General features: G+C 73.2%; 16 protein-coding genes. 10 read left to right on the top strand and 6 right to left on the bottom strand.

What is annotated here, in order from left to right:
* Positions 1–137: 137 nt before the first annotated feature.
* From ACGFYY_RS25900 to dnaG, 4 genes are all read left to right on the top strand, one after another.
* Complete coding sequence (locus ACGFYY_RS25900; protein ID WP_393712819.1) at positions 138–863, top strand: sirohydrochlorin chelatase; 726 nt, start codon at positions 138–140, stop codon at positions 861–863.
* 36 nt (positions 864–899) lie between these two features.
* Positions 900–2,225, top strand: coding sequence for a deoxyguanosinetriphosphate triphosphohydrolase (locus tag ACGFYY_RS25905; protein ID WP_393712821.1), 1,326 nt, complete (start codon positions 900–902; stop codon positions 2,223–2,225).
* A gap of 93 nt (positions 2,226–2,318) precedes the next feature.
* Positions 2,319–3,593, top strand: coding sequence for an NAD(P)/FAD-dependent oxidoreductase (locus ACGFYY_RS25910; protein WP_393712823.1), 1,275 nt, complete (start codon positions 2,319–2,321; stop codon positions 3,591–3,593).
* 34 nt (positions 3,594–3,627) lie between these two features.
* Positions 3,628–5,553: a DNA primase gene (dnaG, locus tag ACGFYY_RS25915; RefSeq protein WP_393712825.1), complete on the top strand. Its 1,926-nt coding sequence runs from the start codon at positions 3,628–3,630 to the stop codon at positions 5,551–5,553.
* Between the two features lie 10 nt (positions 5,554–5,563).
* On the opposite strand, the gene ACGFYY_RS25920 is transcribed toward dnaG, so the two are convergent.
* Positions 5,564–6,025 carry a gamma-glutamylcyclotransferase family protein gene (locus ACGFYY_RS25920; RefSeq protein ID WP_393712827.1) on the bottom strand — a complete coding sequence of 154 codons (462 nt, stop codon included), beginning with the start codon at positions 6,023–6,025 and terminating at the stop codon, positions 5,564–5,566.
* A gap of 282 nt (positions 6,026–6,307) precedes the next feature.
* Between ACGFYY_RS25920 and ACGFYY_RS25925 the strand changes: the two genes are divergently transcribed.
* Together ACGFYY_RS25925 and ACGFYY_RS25930 are read left to right on the top strand one after the other, a co-directional pair.
* Positions 6,308–6,850: a hypothetical protein gene (locus tag ACGFYY_RS25925; protein WP_365266590.1), complete on the top strand. Its 543-nt coding sequence runs from the start codon at positions 6,308–6,310 to the stop codon at positions 6,848–6,850.
* A gap of 129 nt (positions 6,851–6,979) precedes the next feature.
* The gene (locus ACGFYY_RS25930) at positions 6,980–7,711 is read left to right on the top strand and encodes a class F sortase (RefSeq protein ID WP_365266592.1); all 732 of its coding nucleotides are present in this window, start codon (positions 6,980–6,982) and stop codon (positions 7,709–7,711) included.
* 27 nt (positions 7,712–7,738) lie between these two features.
* Here ACGFYY_RS25930 and ACGFYY_RS25935 read toward each other — a convergent pair whose 3' ends face one another.
* The 3 genes from ACGFYY_RS25935 to ACGFYY_RS25945 are packed head-to-tail and all read right to left on the bottom strand — an operon-like array spanning position 7,739 to position 10,195.
* Positions 7,739–8,515, bottom strand: coding sequence for a TSUP family transporter (locus tag ACGFYY_RS25935; protein WP_365266594.1), 777 nt, complete (start codon positions 8,513–8,515; stop codon positions 7,739–7,741).
* 36 nt (positions 8,516–8,551) lie between these two features.
* Entirely contained in the window at positions 8,552–8,848 is a 297-nt protein-coding gene (locus tag ACGFYY_RS25940) for a hypothetical protein (protein ID WP_393712830.1), read from the bottom strand.
* Between the two features lie 51 nt (positions 8,849–8,899).
* The gene (locus ACGFYY_RS25945) at positions 8,900–10,195 is read right to left on the bottom strand and encodes a ferric reductase-like transmembrane domain-containing protein (RefSeq protein WP_393712833.1); all 1,296 of its coding nucleotides are present in this window, start codon (positions 10,193–10,195) and stop codon (positions 8,900–8,902) included.
* Between the two features lie 157 nt (positions 10,196–10,352).
* Between ACGFYY_RS25945 and ACGFYY_RS25950 the strand changes: the two genes are divergently transcribed.
* Genes ACGFYY_RS25950 through nirD form a run of 3 tightly spaced genes read left to right on the top strand, consistent with a single transcriptional unit; the run spans position 10,353 to position 14,480 of the window.
* Positions 10,353–11,624, top strand: a complete 1,272-nt coding sequence (locus ACGFYY_RS25950; RefSeq protein WP_393712835.1) for an NAD(P)/FAD-dependent oxidoreductase — start codon at positions 10,353–10,355, stop codon at positions 11,622–11,624.
* A gap of 1 nt (position 11,625) precedes the next feature.
* Positions 11,626–14,151 (top strand): nitrite reductase large subunit NirB, encoded by a 2,526-nt coding sequence (gene nirB, locus ACGFYY_RS25955; protein WP_365266602.1) that lies wholly within the window; start codon positions 11,626–11,628, stop codon positions 14,149–14,151.
* Entirely contained in the window at positions 14,148–14,480 is a 333-nt protein-coding gene (gene nirD, locus ACGFYY_RS25960; protein ID WP_030757508.1) for a nitrite reductase small subunit NirD, read from the top strand. Before nirB ends, nirD begins: the two co-directional genes overlap by 4 nt.
* 82 nt (positions 14,481–14,562) lie before the next feature.
* On the opposite strand, the gene ACGFYY_RS25965 is transcribed toward nirD, so the two are convergent.
* On the bottom strand, positions 14,563–14,970 hold the full coding sequence (locus ACGFYY_RS25965; protein WP_365266605.1) for a VOC family protein: 408 nt from the start codon (positions 14,968–14,970) through the stop codon (positions 14,563–14,565).
* Between the two features lie 268 nt (positions 14,971–15,238).
* On the opposite strand from ACGFYY_RS25965, the gene ACGFYY_RS25970 reads away from it, so the two are divergent.
* Positions 15,239–16,399 carry an alkaline phosphatase PhoX gene (locus ACGFYY_RS25970; RefSeq protein WP_393712838.1) on the top strand — a complete coding sequence of 387 codons (1,161 nt, stop codon included), beginning with the start codon at positions 15,239–15,241 and terminating at the stop codon, positions 16,397–16,399.
* A gap of 338 nt (positions 16,400–16,737) precedes the next feature.
* On the opposite strand, the gene ACGFYY_RS25975 is transcribed toward ACGFYY_RS25970, so the two are convergent.
* Entirely contained in the window at positions 16,738–17,736 is a 999-nt protein-coding gene (locus tag ACGFYY_RS25975) for an ArsR/SmtB family transcription factor (RefSeq protein ID WP_393712840.1), read from the bottom strand.
* Positions 17,737–17,761: the final 25 nt, after the last annotated feature.

The following is a 17,761-nucleotide window of genomic DNA, read 5'->3' on the forward strand; positions in this document are numbered from 1 at the left end:
GATCGGTTCATGACGGAGCCGGTGCACCCTCCCGAGTTTCCCGCCCTTCCCTTCGACAGCACGGCCGAGCTGCTCGGCCGCATCACCCACCAGCTGGGCACCCAGCTCAGCGGCCTGCGCCGACCCGGAGTCCGCCCATGCAGCCCACCCTCGTCGCCGTGGCCCACGGCAGCCGTGACCCGCGCGCCCTGCACACCGCACGCGCCCTCCTCGAACGCGTCCGCGAACTCCGCCCCCGGCTCGACGTCCGGCTCGGCCACATCGAGCTGAACGCGCCGCTGCTCGACGACACCCTGGACGAGCTGTCCGGCTCGGCGGTACTCGTCCCGCTGCTGTTCGGTCGCGGGTACCACGTCAAGCGTGATCTCCCCGCGGCCGCCGCCCGGGCCGGCCACCTGCTCACCCACGTCGCCGCCCCGCTGGGACCGCACCCGCTGCTCGTCGAGGCCCTGTACGAGCGGCTGCTGGAGGCCGGCTGGACGCCCACCCCCGGTTCGGCCGTCGTGCTGGCCGCCGCCGGTTCCCGCGACCCCGACTCCGCGGCCGACACCCGCCGCACCGCCGCCCTGCTCTCCGAACGCCTCGGTGGCGTCCCGGTGACCCCCGCCTACGCCTGCGCCGCCGCGCCGAGCGCACCCGAGGCGGTCCGGGCCCTCGCCGCCCGCGGTCACCACCGGATCGCCGTGGCCTCGTACTTCGCCGCTCCCGGCCGGTTCGCCACCCAGACCGCCGCGGCGGCGCCCGGCCTCGCCGCCGCCCCGCTGGGCGACCACCCGGCCCTGGCCCGGCTGGTGCTGCACCGCTACGACGAGGCCCGTGCCCGGCCCGTCGACCTGGCACGGCCGGAACTCCTCTCCGCCTGATCCCGGTTTGTCAGTTGTTCCGGTTACCGTCTTTGCATGGAAGGCACCACGCACGCCCTCACCGACGACCAGCGCGACCTCTACGACGCGGCCGACACCGAACGCTGGGCCGCCGAGCCCGACAAACGGCCCGGCCGGACCGCCTTCCAGCGCGACCGCGCCCGTGTACTGCACTCGGCGGCGCTGCGCCGCCTCGCCGGGAAGACCCAGGTCGTCACCCCCGGCAGTCGCTCCTACGACTGGGACGCGAGCCCCCGCACCCGCCTGACCCACTCCCTGGAGTGCGCCCAGGTCGGGCGGGAGCTCGGCGCCGCGCTCGGCTGCGACCCCGACCTCGTCGAAGCCGCCTGCCTCTCCCACGACATGGGCCACCCGCCCTTCGGCCACAACGGCGAGGAGGCGCTCAACGAGTTCGCCAAGGACTGCGGCGGCTTCGAGGGCAACGCCCAGTCACTGCGCCTGCTGACCCGCCTGGAGCCCAAGCGGTTCGTGCCCGACCCGGTGAGCGGGGAGCTCGTCAGCGTCGGCCTCAACCTCACCCGGGCCTGCCTGGACGCCGCCACCAAGTACCCGTGGGCCCGCGGGGACCACCCCACCGACCCCGACTCGGTCAAGTTCGGCGCGTACGAGGACGACCTGCCGGTCTTCGAGTGGCTGCGCCGCGGCGCGCCCGCGGACCGCAAGTGCTTCGAGGCCCAGGTCATGGACTGGGCGGACGACGTCGCGTACTCCGTCCACGACTTCGAGGACGGCCTGCACGCCGGCCACCTGGACCCCAACATGCTCTTCGCCGAGCCCGAGCGCGCGACGATCTGGCAGGTGGCCATCGGCCGGTACGTCCCCGCCGACACCGCGCCCGAGGAACTGCGGACCGCCCTCGACCGTTTGATGGAGCAGGAGTGGTGGCCGCACGGGTACGACGGTTCGGCTCTCGCCCAGTCCCGGCTCAAGGACGCCACCAGCCAGCTGATCGGCCGGTTCTGCCTGGCCGCCGAGGGGGCCACCCGTGAGGCATACGGTTCCGGCCGTCTCACCCGGTACGGTGCCGAACTGGTGATCCCGCGCGAGGCGCGCAACGAGTGCGCGGTACTCAAGGCGGTCGCCGACCTGTACGTGATGCAGCGCGACGAGCAGGAACGGATCCGCGCCGACCAACGCATCGTCCTGGCCGAACTCGCGGAGGCGCTGAGCGCCCGCGCGCCGGAGGGGCTGGACCCGCAGTTCCGGGCCATCTTCGACGCGGCCCCGGACGACAAGGCCAGGAAGCGGGCGGTCATCGACCAGATCGCGTGCCTCACCGACGCATCCGCCCGTTCCCTTCACGCACGCCTCACCCGGCGCGGCCGACGCGCCGAAAGGTGAGCTGATCGAGCCACTCCCCCTTCACGCGGCAGGCTCGGTGCGGGACGCTCGCATGTGGTCGCATGTGGCGGAGAGGTTATGAGGAGGCATCAGGTGGTCGACGCACACCGGACATTCGTCATCGTCGGCGCAGGGCTCGCCGGAGCGAAGGCGGCCGAAACGCTGAGGTCCGAGGGGTTCACGGGGCGGGTGATCCTGATCGGCGACGAGCGCGACCACCCCTACGAACGCCCCCCGCTGTCCAAGGGCTACCTGACCGGCAAGGACGAACGGGAGAGCGTCTTCGTCCACGAGCCCTCCTGGTACGCGGCCTCCGACATCGAGCTGCACCTCGGCCAGCCCGCGGTCCACCTCGACCGGGACGCCAAGAAGGTGGTCCTCGGCGACGGCACCGTCCTGTACTACGACAAGCTGCTGCTGGCCACCGGCGCCGAGCCGCGCCGCCTGGACATCCCCGGCACCGACCTGGCCGGCGTGCACCACCTGCGGCGCCTCGCGCACGCCGAACGACTGAAGGGCGTACTCGCCGGGCTCGGCCGGGACAACGGGCACCTGCTCGTCGCGGGCGCCGGGTGGATCGGGCTGGAGGTGGCCGCGGCGGCCCGCGGCTACGGCGCCGAGGTCACCGTCGTCGAGCCGGAGGCCACGCCGCTGCACGCGGTGCTCGGCCCGGAGATCGGCCGACTCTTCGCGGACCTGCACGCCGATCACGGGGTGCGCTTCCACTTCGGGGCGCGGCTGACCGAGATCGTGGGGCACGACGGCATGGTGCTGGCCGCCCGTACGGACGACGGGGAGGAGCACCCGGCGCACGCGGTGCTCTCCGCCATCGGGGCCGCCCCGCGGACCGCGCTCGCCGAGACCGCCGGGCTGGCGCTGGTCGACCGGGAGCACGGCGGCGGGATCGCGGTGGACTCCTCCCTGCGCACCTCCGACCCGGACGTCTACGCGGTCGGGGACGTGGCCGCCGCCCACCACCCGGTGCTCGGGACCCGGCTGCGGGTCGAGCACTGGGCCAACGCGCTGAACGGGGGCCCGGCCGCCGCACGGGCCATGCTGGGCCAGGAGGTCGGCTACGACCGCGTGCCGTACTTCTTCTCGGACCAGTACGACGTGGGCCTGGAGTACTCGGGGTACGCGCCGGCCGGCGGCTACGACCAGGTACTGATCCGCGGGGACGTGGGCAAGCGGGAGTTCATCGCCTTCTGGCTGTCGGAGGGGCGCGTCCTGGCCGGGATGAACGTGAACGTGTGGGACGTGACCGGGCACATCCAGGCCCTGATCAGGTCGAAGACCCCGGTCAGCCGCGAGGCCTTGGCGGACCCGTCCGTTCCGCTGGAGTCCCTGGTGCCGGACCAGGGGGCCTGACCGGATCACCCGCGCCCGGCCGTAGACTTCACGGGTGGCAGGACGGATCAACGACGACGACGTGAAGGCGGTACGGGACGCGGTCCCGATCGACGCCGTGGTCTCCGAGTACCTCCAGCTGCGGAACGCGGGCGGCGGCAACCTCAAGGGCCTGTGCCCCTTCCACGACGAGAAGTCCCCTTCCTTCCAGGTCAGCCCCAGCAAGGGGCTCTACCACTGCTTCGGCTGCCAGGCGGGCGGGGACACCCTCGACTTCGTCATGAAGATCGACCACCTCTCCTTCTCGGAGGCGGTCGAGCGCCTGGCCGGCCTGGCCGGCATCACCCTGCGGTACGAGGAGGGCGGCTACACCGCCGGCACCAGCGGCCGCGGCGACCGCATCCGGCTGGTCGAGGCCCACAGGGCCGCCGCCCAGTTCTACGTCGACCAGCTGGGCAGCCCCGAGGCGGAGATCGGCCGCAAGTTCCTGGCGGAGCGCGGCTTCGACCAGGCAGCGGCCGCCCACTTCAGCGTGGGGTACAGCCCGGCCGGGTGGGACCACCTGACCCGCTTCCTACGCGGCAAGGGCTTCACCGACAAGGAACTGATCACCTCCGGGCTCGCCCAGGACAGCCGCAGCGGGAAGCCGATCGACCGCTTCCGCGGTCGGCTGATGTGGCCCATCCGCGACATCAGCGGCGAGGTGGTCGGCTTCGGCGCGCGCAAGCTGCGCGACGACGACAACGGCCCGAAGTACCTGAACACCCCCGAGACCGCGATCTACAAGAAGTCCCAGGTGCTGTACGGCATCGACCTGGCGAAGAAGGAGATCGCGAAGACCTCCCGGGCCGTGGTCGTCGAGGGCTACACCGACGTGATGGCCTGCCACCTGGCCGGGGTCACGACCGCGATCGCCACCTGCGGCACCGCCTTCGGCGGGGACCACATCAAGATCCTCCGCCGGTTGCTGATGGACAACGCCACCGCCGAGGTGATCTTCACCTTCGACGGCGACGCGGCGGGCCAGAAGGCCGCGCTCCGGGCCTTCGAGGACGACCAGAAGTTCGCCGCCGAAACCTCGATCACCATCGCCCCCGGCGGCATGGACCCCTGCGACCTGCGCCTCGCCCAGGGCGACGCGGCCGTGTCCGGCCTGGTGGAGGCCCGCACACCGCTGTTCGAGTTCGCGCTGCGGCACATCGTGGCCCGGCACAACCTGGAGAACCCGGCGGGTCGGGCGGCCGCGCTGGACGAGGCCGCGCCCGTCGTCGCCAACATCAAGAACATCGCGATCCAGCACGAGTCGGCGGTCCAGCTCGCGGGCATGCTGGGCATCCGCGACGAGCAGTTCGTGGTCAAGCGGGTCGCACAGCTGGCCCGCTGGGCCCGCGAGCGCGGCCAGGGCGACGGACCGCAGGGCGGCCGACCCGGCGGGAAGCCGCAGCGGGGCCGGTCGTCCTACGAGGACGTCCCCGCGCCCGCCGCCCAGCCGGCCGGGGGTCCCGCGCTGAACCTGCGCAGCCCGGCCCACCGCACCGAGCGCGAGCTGTTGAAGCTCGCCCTCCAGCGGCCGGCGCTGGTCTCCCCGACCTTCGACGCGTACGGGATGGACGAGTTCACCGCCCCGCCCTACGCGGCGGTGCGCCAGGCGATCCTGGACGCGGGCGGCGCCTCGCTCGGCGCGGACGACTACCTGGCCCGGGTCCGCGAGGCCGCCCCGAACGACACCGTGCGCGCGCTCGTCACGGAACTGGCGGTCGAGGCCATCCACGCGAAGACGGTGGACGAGATGTACGCGGGGGTCCAGCTGGTCCAGGTGCGGCTGCGCGCCGTCGACCGCCGGGTCCACGAGATCCAGGGCACGCTGTCACGCCTGGGCCCGCAGGCTCCGCCGGAACAGCTGGCCGCCGTCCAGGAAGAGCTGTGGGTGCTCCAGCAGTACGGTCAGCGGCTGCGCAACCGCGGCGCCGAGGGTCTGTAACCCGCCGCGTTCAGCCTCGCCGGCCTCGTCCGCGCCCGAACCAGTCGCCGCCGGGAATCTCGGCACCCGATTCCCGCAGGTCCCGGGCGACCAGCGGGGCCGCCAGATAGACCCAGGCGCGGACCGTGGTGCCGTCGGGGCGCAGGGCCGGGCGGGCGATCCGGTCGTACATGTTCCCCGGCCGGCCCGGCCCGCCGTACTCCTCCAACTGGTCCAGCGCGGCCAGCAGCCGCCCGTACGCACCCGGCGCCGCCGTGATCAACTCGCCGACGACCGTGGTGCCGGGGCGGTGGACCGCGTACGGGTAACCGGGGCCTTCGTAGAGCGCCGCGTCCGGGAGGACGGCCGGCTCCTCCGAGGCCGTGCGGCCGCGCAGGAAGAGGTCGTGGTTGACCTCGCCCGGGCGCAGGGTCCCGTAGACGAAGAACGGGAGCGGATCGCTCGGGTCCGGCAGCCGTTCGACCGATGTCACGGGGCCCTCCTGGGGATGCGGCGCGGCGGTACGCGGGGCGGGCCACGGATCCCGGCCTTCCCGTGCCGCACCACCGTACGCACCGCCGTCGCACGACCGCCCGGGTGGTGGGCGTCACCCGGACGGCGCGGGGCGTTGCGATGACCATCGCACTCGCTTGACCTGCGGCGACGATCCCCGGGCGGACCCCAGGACGGCATACCTGACGGCACATCAGCAGGCGGGCGGCGGGCGGGCCGGGTTTCCTCGGAGACACGACCCCGTGTCTCCAGGAGAGTCCCCATGCGCCGACGTACCGCACACCTGCTGACCGCGACCGCGCTGACCGCCGTCGCGTTCGCCGGGCCGGTCGCCGGCGCCGTCGCCGCCGCGGAACTCGGCGTGGTGGGCTTCGCGCCCGGGGACTTCGCGCCGCTGGAGGTGTGGCCCAAGTCCGCCGCGCCCGGCGCCACCGTCACCGTGAACACCAGCGCCTGCGGGAGCGGCAGCCACGCGGACGGGGACGCCACCACGGTGGGCGGCGGCCGGTTCAAGCTGGTCCCGGGCACCCACAAGGAGGTGGTCGTGGGGCAGTTCCAGATCGCCCACGGCACCCGCGCCGGGTCCTACGGCATCGGCGTGACCTGCGCGAACGGCAAGTTCGCCACCGGCGACCTGATCGTCACCGAACGCGGCCCGCAGGGCCACGTCAACACCGGGGTGGGCGGTGGCACGACCACCACCACCGACCCCGCCAAGATCGCGGCGGGAGCGGCGGTACTGGCCGCTGCCGCCGTCGGCGGTACCTGGCTCCTGCGTCGCCGGGCGAGCGGCACGCGGAGCTGACGGACGCCCACCGCGGCTGCGGCCGCGGTCCGACCGGTACCGTCCCCCGTCGCCCGCCCCGCGAGGTCCCCCCGTTCGCGGGGCCGGGCGACGGCCAGTCACCCCGAAACGGAAGCCGAGGGGGTACGCATGGGTGGCGATTTCGGTGGCGCGCGGGGCCGCGACCGGCAGCCCCGACCCACCCACGGCGACCGCCCCGGATCCGGAGCGCACCCCGGGCGGCCGGCGGGCCGAGCCGCCCGCACCACCCCCACCGCCCGCCACGGCGGACTCGTCGCGCTCGCCGCCTGCGTCGGCATCTGGCTCGTGACCAGCGGCTCGCGTGAACCCGTCGGACCGCCGCTGCCCTCCCCCGCCGAGTCGCTGACCGCCGCCGGCGTGGTGGGGCCCGGAATCGCCCCGCTCCCCGGTTCCCCGCCGGCCCGGATCCGGATCCCCTCCATCCGGGTCGACGCCCCGCTGACCGGCCTCGGCCTGGATCGGCGCGGCAGCCTCGAAGTACCCCCGCCGGACCGGCGCGACCTGGCCGGCTGGTACCGCGACGGCACCACACCGGGCGCCACCGGCACCGCCGTCATCGCCGGGCACGTGGACGACGCCGTCGGGCCGGGGGTCTTCTACGACCTGGGCGCGCTGCGCCGCGGGGCCTCCATCGAGATCCCGCGCGCGGACGGCCGTACGGCGGTGTTCACGGTCCACGCGGTCGAGGTCTACGACGCCAAGGCCTTCCCCGACACCCGCGTGTACGGGCCTTCGGCGCGCGCCGAGCTACGGGTGATCACCTGCGGCGGCGGCTTCTCGCCCCGCACGGGCTATCGCGGCAACGTGGTGGTCTTCGCGCACCTCACCGGGACGTACTAGAAGCCTCTGGACGGATGTCCCGGCGGGTCAGCCCCACTGCTCGATGCCGAGCTTGAGCACGAGCGCGCCCACCACCGTCAGCAGCACGCCACGGACGAACCCGCTGCCCTTCTTGAGCGCCATGCGGGCCCCGATCATGCCGCCGGCCAGGTTGAACACCGCCATGAGCGCGGCCAGCTGCCACAGGACCATGCCCTGGTAGGCGAACATCGCGAGCGCCCCGGCGTTGGTGCAGCAGTTCACGATCTTGGCTGTGGCGGAGGCGGTGACCAGGTCGAGGTGGAGCAGCGCGGTGAGCGCGAGCACCAGGAAGGTGCCGGTGCCGGGCCCGATGAGGCCGTCGTAGAAGCCGATGCCCAGGCCCGCGAGCCCGATGGCGAGCAGGACCCGCTGCCGGCTGACGGGCGCGGTCGAGGGGGCGGTGCCGAAGCCCGGCTTGAAGATCACCACACCCGCGACGATCACGAGAACCACCATGATCAGCGGGCGGAGGGCGTCCTTGCTGATGCCGCCCGCGAGCGCGGCACCACCCATCGAGCCGGCGAGCGCGGCCAAGCCGATGCGGACGGCCAGCTTCACGTCCACCGGGGCCTTGCGGACGTACGTCACCGCGGCCCCGGCGGTACCGACGATGGCCACGGCCTTGTTGGTCCCGAGGACGGTGGCGGGGTGGGCGTGGGGCAGGCCGAGCAGGAGCGCGGGCAGGAGCAGCAGGCCGCCGCCGCCCACCACCGCGTCGATCCAGCCGGCGGCGGCCGCGGCCACGCACAGGACGACGATCATGGTCGTTGATATGTCAGGCACGTCCTGACCTTATGGAGCTGTTGGGTGCAGTGGGCATCAATCTCCGGAAAGTTGCGCAAAGGTTGAGCTTTGCCGGACCGGCCCCCGGTCCTGCACCCGGTCCGGAGCCACCGGAGCCGCCGGGTCCACGGCCGCCGTCAGCACGGTCGCGGCCACCACGGAGGACACGCCCAACCCGGCCGCCAGCCGCCGCGCGGGCGGTACGGAGGCCGGCGCGGCCAGCGCGACCCGCACCGGCGAGGGGCGCCGCGGCTTGCGGTGGCGGGCCGTCGCCGCCACCGGAGCCTCGGCGCCGACGGGTACGGGCAGGGCGACGTGCAACGGGTGGCGCATGGGGCGGGGACTCCTCGGGGAACGCGGCAGAGGCAGGCGGGGGTGCGCGGCTCAGAAGCTGAAGCACTCGGAATGGATACGACCGGCCGGCACCCCGGCCCGCAGCAGCGCGGCCCGGGTCGCCTCTGCCATGCCCGGCGGCCCGCACAGGTACACGTCGTGCTCGGCCAGGTCCGGCACCAGCGCGGTCAGCGCCTGCGGGGCCAGCGGGTCGTAGGCCGCGCCGGACGGCCCGAGCAGATAGTGCAGACCCGCCTGCCGCTCGGCGGCGATGGCCTCCAGCTCGGCCCGCAGCACGAGGTGCTCCTCGGCTCCGGCCCGGTAGACCAGCGTGATGTCCCCCGGCCCCCCGGGCAGCGTCTCGAACAGGGCCCGCATCGGGGTGATCCCGACCCCGCCCGTGATCAGCAGCACCTTGGGCCTCGTCCGCCGGGCGGCGGTGAGCGCGCCGAACGGCCCGGTGGCCAGCACCCGCGTCCCGGGGCGCAGCCGGCGGATCCGGCGGGAGTGGCCGCCGAGCCCCTTCACGGTGATCCGCAGGGCGTTGCCCCGTACCGGCGCGGACAGCGAGAACGGCAGGGAGGTGTGCCACAACCGCCGCTGGAGGAACCGCCAGCGCAGGAACTGGCCGGGCTCCGCGCGCAGTTCCGCGACGTGCTGTCCGTAGACGACGACGGAGACCACCCCGGGCCCCTCTACCCGGACGTCCGCGACCCGCAGCGCGTGCCGCAGGGCCTGCCGTACGGGGACCACGCCGCGGTACCAGACCAGCAGGACGGCGACCACGGTGTGGGCGAGCGCCCAGAACCAGCCGGCCACGGCCAGATCGGGTCCCGCGAGCTGGTGCCCGAAGGCGAGGGCGGCGGCCAGGTGGACGAACAGGTGCACCCCACGCCAGGTTTCGTGCGGCACCCGGCGGCGTACCGCCCGGGCGGAGGTCACGCCGACCGCGGCCAGGAGGACGGTCCCGGCCGCGGCGGCGGCGAGCGCGGGGTAGCCGAGCAGCTCCCGGACGGCGGAGACCACGTCGGTTCCCTCGTGCACGGCATAGCCGAGCAGGGCGAAGAGCCCGTGCCCGAAGACGAGCAGCAGGACGTACCGGCCGCCGAAGGCGTGCCAGCGGGCGAGCCGGTCGGCGCCGACCCCGTGCTCGACGGCGGGCACCCGGGCCATCAGGAACAGCAGCACCAGTACCCCGTAACCGGCGAGCAGGCCGGACAGGTGCGCGGCCGTGGCGAACAGCGCGTCGGGCCGGGCCGAGGGCCGTACCTGCGCCGCCCAGAGCAGGGTCACCACCCCCGCACCGCCCAGCATCCCGCCCCTCACCCGCACCACCGCATCTCGCATACGGAGCACGCTAAGGGCGCGCGCGGCGGTCCTGATGATCCTTAAGGCCGCCTTGAGGAAGGCCTCACCGACCCTTAGCCCCGGCGCTGAGGTCGGCGTTCCGTCCGGGTAACAGAGGCGATGTCGTGGGGAAACAGCGGCCACGCACGCTCATGACATGACCTCGGACAAGCGTGTGGTGGTGATCGGCGGCGGCCTCGCGGGCCTACGGCTCGCGCAGCGGCTCGGCCCGGCCGCGGCGGTGACCGTCCTCGGCGAGGAGACCCACGTGCCGTACAACCGGGTCCTGCTCGCCGAGGTCCTCGCGGGCCGGTACGCACCGGAGGTGACGGCCCTGCCGGCACCCGGCCCGGCGCTGCGGCGGGGGGTCCGGGCGGTGCGCGTGGACCGCGACGAGCGGGCCGTGCACTGCGACGACGGCACGGTGGCCCGGTACGACACGCTGGTCCTGGCCACCGGTTCGAATGCGGTGCTCCCGCCGCTGCGCGGACTGTTCGAACCGGAGGGACGGGACCTCCCGGACGGGGTGCACGCCTTCCGCACCATGGACGACTGCCTGGCGCTGTCGGCGGCCGTAGGGCCCGGGACCCGCGTGGTGGTGATCGGCGGCGGCCTGCTGGGCGTCTCGGCGACCCGTGCGCTCGCGGCGCGGGGCGCGCAGGTGGTCCTCGCCCAGCAGGGCGAGCGGCTGATGGAGCGCCAACTGGACGCGGACGCCTCCGCCCTGCTGCACGCACACCTGACCTCGCTCGGCGTCGAGATCCACACGGAATGCCGGGTTCGCGGCCTGACCACCGCGGCGCGGCCGGCATCGGCGGCACACCCGGCATCGGCGGCGCACCCGGCATCGGCGGAAGGCACACGCAAGGTCACCGGGGTCGAACTCGCCGACGGCTACCGCCTCGACGCCGACCTCGTCGTCCTCGCCTGCGGCGTACGCCCCCGCGTCGGCCTCGCCCGGGCCGCCGGGCTGGAGGTCCGCACCGGCATCGTGGTCGACGACCACCTCCGCACCGGCGACCCCCACATCCACGCCATCGGCGACTGCGCCGAGCACGCCGGCCAGGTGTACGGCCTCGCGGGCGCCGCCCTGGAGCAGGCCGACGCCCTGGCCGCGGTCCTCACCGGCGAGTCCACGCAATACACCGGCACCCGCGCCCTCACCCGCCTCACCCTCACCACCGACGGGGACCGCTCCCTCGATCTCGCCGCCTTCGGCGAGACCACCCCCCTCCCCGGCGACGACGTGGTCCGCCTCGCCGACGCCACCCGCCGCACCTACCGCAAGGTCGTCCTGCGGGGCGACCGCCTCGTCGGCGGCGTACTGCTCGGCGAGCTCTCCACCGTGGGGGCCCTCGCCCGCACCTGGGAGGGCGAGGAATCACCGCACGACCTGTTCCACCTGCTCACCGACGACGGAGGCCACTGACATGACCGAGCCCCTGCCCACGATCGTGCTCATCGGGCACGGCATGGTCGGCCAGCGCTACCTCGAAGCACTCGCCGAGCGCGGAGCCACCGCCACGCACCGGATCACCGTGCTCTGCGAGGAGCCCCGGCCCGCCTACGACCGCGTGCACCTGACCTCGTACTTCTCCGGCAGCACCGCCGAGGACCTGTCCCTGACGCCCGCCGGGTTCATGGCGGAGCACGGCATCACCCTCCACCTCGACGACCCCGCCGAGCACATCGACCGGGCGGCCCGTACCGTCACCTCCCGGTCCGGGCAGGTGTTCCCGTACGACGTCCTGGTGCTGGCCACCGGCAGTTATCCCTTCGTGCCGCCGGTCCCGGGCAAGGACGCCCCCGGCTGCTTCGTCTACCGCACCATCGAGGACCTGCTCGCGATCGAGGAGTACGCGAAGACCAGGAGCTCCGGCGCGGTCGTCGGCGGCGGTCTCCTCGGGCTGGAGGCCGCCGGCGCCCTCCAAGGGCTCGGCCTGGCCACCCGCGTCGTCGAGTTCGCCCCGCGCCTGATGCCCGTACAGGTCGACGAGGGCGGCGGCGCCGCCCTGCTGCGCACCATCGAGTCCATGGGGCTGACCGTCCACACCGGCGTCGGCACCCAGGAGGTGGTGACCGGCGAGGACGGCCACGTCAGCGGGATGCGGCTGTCCGACGGCTCGGTCGTCGACACCGACCTCGTCGTCTTCTCCGCCGGCGTCCGCCCCCGCGACCAGCTGGCCCGCGACTGCGGCCTGGACGTCGGCGAGCGCGGCGGCATCGCGGTGGACGCCCGCTGCCGCACCTCCGACGCGCACGTCTACGCCATCGGCGAGTGCGCCCTCGCCGTCGACGGCCGGGTCTACGGCCTGGTCGCCCCCGGCTACGAGATGGCCGAGACGGCCGCCGACGATCTGCTCGGCCGCGAGAAGGAGTTCACCGGAGCCGACCTCTCCACCAAGCTCAAGCTCCTCGGCGTGGACGTGGCCTCCTTCGGCGACGCCCACGGCACCACCCCCGAGAGCCTCGACGTCGTCTGGTCCGACTCCCGCTCCGGGGTCTACAAGAAGCTGGTCGTCTCCCCCGACGGGGTCCTCCTCGGCGGGGTGCTGGTCGGCGACGCCGACTCCTACGGCCTGCTGCGCCCGCTCACCGGAAGCGTCCCGCCCGTGTCCCCCGAGCAGCTGGTGCTGCCCGCCGGGGTCGGCGCCCCGGTGGCGCTCGGGCCCTCCGCCCTCCCCGACCACGCGGTGATCTGCTCCTGCCACAACGTCACCAAGAAGGCCATCGCCGCCTGCGCCACCCTCGCCGAGGTCAAGAAGTGCACCAAGGCGGGCACCGGCTGCGGCAGCTGCGTCAAGGTGATCGGCCAACTGCTGCCCGCCGCCACCGACAAGGGGCTGTGCGGCTGCTTCCCCTTCACCCGGGCCGAGCTCTACGAGATCGTCCGCACCCGCCGGCTGACCTCGTACGAGGAGATCCTCGACGGACACGGCCGCCCGGAGGCCCGCGGCGGCGACGGCTGCGAGGTCTGCAAGCCCACCGTCGGCTCGATCATCGCCTCGCTGGCCCCGACCCTCGGCGCGAGCGGCTACGTCCTGGACGGGGAGCAGGCCGCCCTCCAGGACACCAACGACCATTTCCTCGCGAACATGCAGCGCAACGGCTCCTACTCGGTCGTCCCGCGTATCCCCGGCGGTGAGATCACCCCCGACAAGCTGATCGTGATCGGCGAGGTGGCCCGCGACTTCGGCCTCTACACGAAGATCACGGGCGGGCAGCGGATCGACCTCTTCGGGGCGAGCGTGGACCAGCTCCCGCGGATCTGGGCGCGACTCGTCGACGCCGGGTTCGAGTCCGGGCACGCGTACGGGAAGGCCCTGCGCACGGTGAAGTCCTGCGTGGGGCAGACCTGGTGCCGCTACGGGGTCCAGGACAGCGTCCGGATGGCGATCGACCTGGAGCTGCGCTACCGGGGGCTGCGCTCCCCGCACAAGCTCAAGTCGGCGGTCTCCGGCTGCGCCCGCGAATGCGCGGAGGCGCAGAGCAAGGACTTCGGCGTCATCGCGACGGCCAGTGGCTGGAATCTTTACGTGGGCGGCAACGGCGGGGCCACCCCGCGCCACGCCGACCTGCTGGCCCAGGACCTGTCGGACGCGGAACTGGTCCGGCTGATCGACCGGTTCCTGATGTTCTACATCCGCACCGCCGACCGGCTGGAGCGGACCTCCACCTGGCTGGAGCGGCTGGAGGGGGGCCTGGAGCACCTGCGGGACGTGGTCGTGCACGACTCGCTCGGGCTGTGCGCGGAGCTGGAGGCCCTGATGGCCGACCACGTGGCGCACTACCGGGACGAATGGGCCGAGACGCTCCAGGATCCGGAGCGGCTGCGCAGGTTCGTGTCCTTCGTCAACGCGCCCGGCGCCCCCGACCCGACCGTGAAGTTCGTCCCCGAGCGTGACCAGGTCAAGCCCGACCTGGCCGTCCTGACCATAGGAGGACCCGTCCGATGACCGTGGAACTGAAGGTGGCGCAGGGCTGGCTGACGGTGTGCGAGCTGTCCTCGCTCATCCCCGGGCGCGGGGTGGCGGCGCTGCTGCCCGACGGGAGCCAGGCCGCGGTGTTCGTCGACCGCGCGGGGCGCCCGTACGCCATCGGCAACCAGGACCCCTTCACCGGCGCGCAGGTGCTGTCGCGCGGGCTGGTGGGGACGGCCGGGGGCCGACCCTTCGTGGCCTCGCCGCTGCTCAAGCAGCGCTTCGACCTGGAGTCGGGGCGCTGCCTGGACGACGAGGAGACGGCGGTCCGGACCTACCCGGTGCGAACCGCCGTGACCTCGTGACCTCGTGAGCTCGTGAGCTCGTGAGCTCGTGAGCTCGTGACCGTACGACCTCGTGTACCGCGGGGTGCTGCGTGGTGCGTGATCAGCTCTGGACCATCGACGGGTCCATCCACATGATCTCCCAGGTGTGGCCGTCGAGGTCGTCGAAGGCACGGCCGTACATGACGCCGTGGTCCTGGGCGGGGCGGGGCTCGGTGGCGCCGGCCGCCAGGGCCCCGTCCACCAGCTCGTCGACCGCGGTACGGCTCTCGGCGCTCAGACAGAGCAGCACCTCGGACGTCTTCGTCGCGTCCGCGATCTCCTTGTGGGTGAAGTCCTTGTAGCGGGCCTCGGTCAGGAGCATCGCGACGATGGTGTCGCTGATGACCATCGAGGCGCAGTTCTCGTCGGTGAACTGGGCGTTGAAGGAGTAGCCCAGCTTGCTCCAGAAGGTCTTGCTGGCCTCCAGGTCCTTGACCGGCAGGTTGACGAAGATCATGGTGGCGGACATCGAGGTCTCTCTTCTCTCGTGTGCGGTGCTCGGTGGTCGGTGCTTTCGAGAGATAGACCGGAGGCCACCCGGAAACTCATCGCTGCGCCGCGAAATTTTTTCGATTCTTCTTTCGGACCACGAAACCGCAGGTCAGGCAAGTGTCCGTCGAGCGGTCGCCCATGCGTCACGGGGAGTTGGGGCCACGGCAACTGGCGCCTCCTAGGTTCCTCCAGCGTGCGCCCCCGCGTCCGACCGGCCGCGGGGCCTTCCTCCCACAGGAGTGACCGTGGAACGTCGTACCTTCCTGCGCGGTGCGGTGATCGGTTCGTCGGCCGCCGCCTTCGGCGGCACGTTGATGCACGGGGCCGCCTACGCCGCCCCCGCCCAGCCGGGCGCCGGACCCTACGGGGCGCTCGGCGCGGCCGACGCCAACGGCATCATGCTCCCCAGCGGTTTCACCAGCCGGGTCATCGCCCGCTCGGGCCAGACCGTCAGCGGTACCTCGTACACGTGGCACAGCGCACCCGACGGCGGCGCCTGCTTCGTCGACGGCTCGGGCTGGATCTACGTGTCCAACTCGGAGATCAACCCCTCCGGCGGCGCGAGCGCGGTGAAGTTCAACTCCTCCGGCACCGTCACCGGCGCCTACCGGATCCTCTCGAACACCCGGCAGAACTGCGCGGGCGGCAAGACCCCTTGGAACACCTGGCTGTCCTGCGAGGAGGTCGACCGCGGCTTCGTCTACGAGACCGACCCGTACGGGGTGAACGCGGCCGTGCAGCGCCCGGCGATGGGCCGCTTCAAGCACGAGGCGGCCGCCGCCGACCCGGTGCGCCAGGTGATCTACCTGACCGAGGACGAGACGAGCGGCTGCTTCTACCGCTTCATCCCGACCACCTGGGGCAACCTCTCCTCCGGCACCCTCCAGGTCCTGAAGGCCGGCACCGCCACCTCGGGCTCCTTCACCTGGCAGAACGTCCCCGACCCGGACGGCTCGCCGACCGCGACCCGCAGCCAGGTCTCGGGCTCGAAGAAGTTCAACGGCGGCGAGGGCTGCCACTACGCCAACGACACCGTCTGGTTCACCACCAAGGGCGACAACCGGGTCTGGCAGCTGAACCTCACGAACGGCACGTACGAGCTGGCCTACGACGACTCGCTCGTCCCCGGCGGCGCGGCCCCGCTGACCGGCGTGGACAACGTCACCGGGTCCTCCTACGGCGACCTGTACGTCGCCGAGGACGGCGGCAACATGGAGATCTGCGTGATCACCCCGGACGACGTGGTGGCGCCCTTCCTGCGGATCACCGGCCAGTCCTCCTCCGAGATCACCGGCCCGGCCTTCTCGCCCGCCGGCAACCGGCTCTACTTCTCCAGCCAGCGCGGCACGAGCGGCAGCTCCACCGGCGGCATCACCTACGAGGTCACGGGCCCGTTCCGCACCTGACCCTTCCAGCCCCGCCGGCGCTCGAGCCGCAGGGCACCGGGGAGCGCCGCCCCGCTCTTCCAGCCCCGCCGGCGTTCGAAGCGCAGGGGCCCGGGGGCGGCCCCCGCTCTTCCAGCCCCGCCGGCGCTCGAGCCGCGGGGGCCCGGGGGCGGCCCCCGCTCTTCCAGCCCCGCCGGTGTTCGAAGCGCGGGGGCCCGGGGGCGGCCCCCGCTCTTCCAGCCCCGCCGGCGTTTGAGGCGCGGGGGCTCGGGGGCAGCGCCCCCGCAACGGCGCCGCACCCGCACGACGGCCGCCGCGCCCCGACGGGCAGACCCCCGTCAGGGGCACGGCGGCCGCGTTCACGACGCCACCGCCCCACCCTTCAGCAGCGCGGCCCCCAGCGGCGTCACGGTGTGCAGCACCGCGTTCCCCCGCCGCAGCGTGGTCACCAGCCCCGCCTCCCGCATCACGCAGGCATGCTGGCTCGCCGAGGCCAGCGAGACCCCGGCCCGGCGGGCCAGCTCGCTGGTGGTCGCCCCGTCCCCTATGGCCCGCAGCACCACCGACCTCGTGTGCCCCACCAGCTTGCCCAGGGTGCGCTGGCGCTGCTCCTCCACGGGCCGGGCCGCCTCGCCGCTCGCCGGCGCCGAGGCCAGCTGCGCGGCGGCCGGGTAGACCAGTACCGGCGGCAGCTCCGGATCGTGCAGGGTCACTGCGGTGCGCCGGCAGAAGAAGGACGGCTGGAGCAGCAGCCCGCGCCCCCGCAGCCGCACGTCACGGTCCACGGGGTAATCGCATTCCAGCACCGGAGCCCGCCACCGCAGCATCGGCGGCAGCGAGTCCAGCAGTTCGTCCGCGCCGCCGTCCAGCAGGGCCCGGCCGCGCGCGGCGCGCTCGGCCTCGATCTGGGCCTGGATATGCGTCCAGTACGGCTCCACGGCGGCCCGGTGGTACGCGCGGAGCTCGCCCATGAGTCGCGGCAGCTGCTTGTCACCGCAGTCCATGAACTCCCGTAGCCGTGGCGTCATCGGCGCCCCGGCGCCCAGCAGTTGCAGCTCGCGCCGCATCCGCTCGGGACGGATCCCGCGCAGCGCGTCGAGGCCCACGTCCCACCCGTACTGCCCCTCCACAGGGGTCAAGAAATCGGGGAAATAACCACGACTCGGTATGAGCATACCGAGCGTGCGTGTTTCACTATTCAACCTGCTCCGGGTTTCCGTACGCCATTCACCGAACAACCGGGCATCGCGCCGGTCTCTTAAGCGATGAAAGCTGAGAATCGTTTCCCACAACGCATCGGGACGCCCTGCCATCCGTACGCGTGCCAGGTCCACTCCAGTGAAATGGATACGCAGCACCGAACCCCCACCTGTGCAACCGCAA

Origin of the sequence: Streptomyces sp. NPDC048331 (assembly GCF_043201215.1) — a bacterium.
GTDB lineage: Bacteria > Actinomycetota > Actinomycetes > Streptomycetales > Streptomycetaceae > Streptomyces.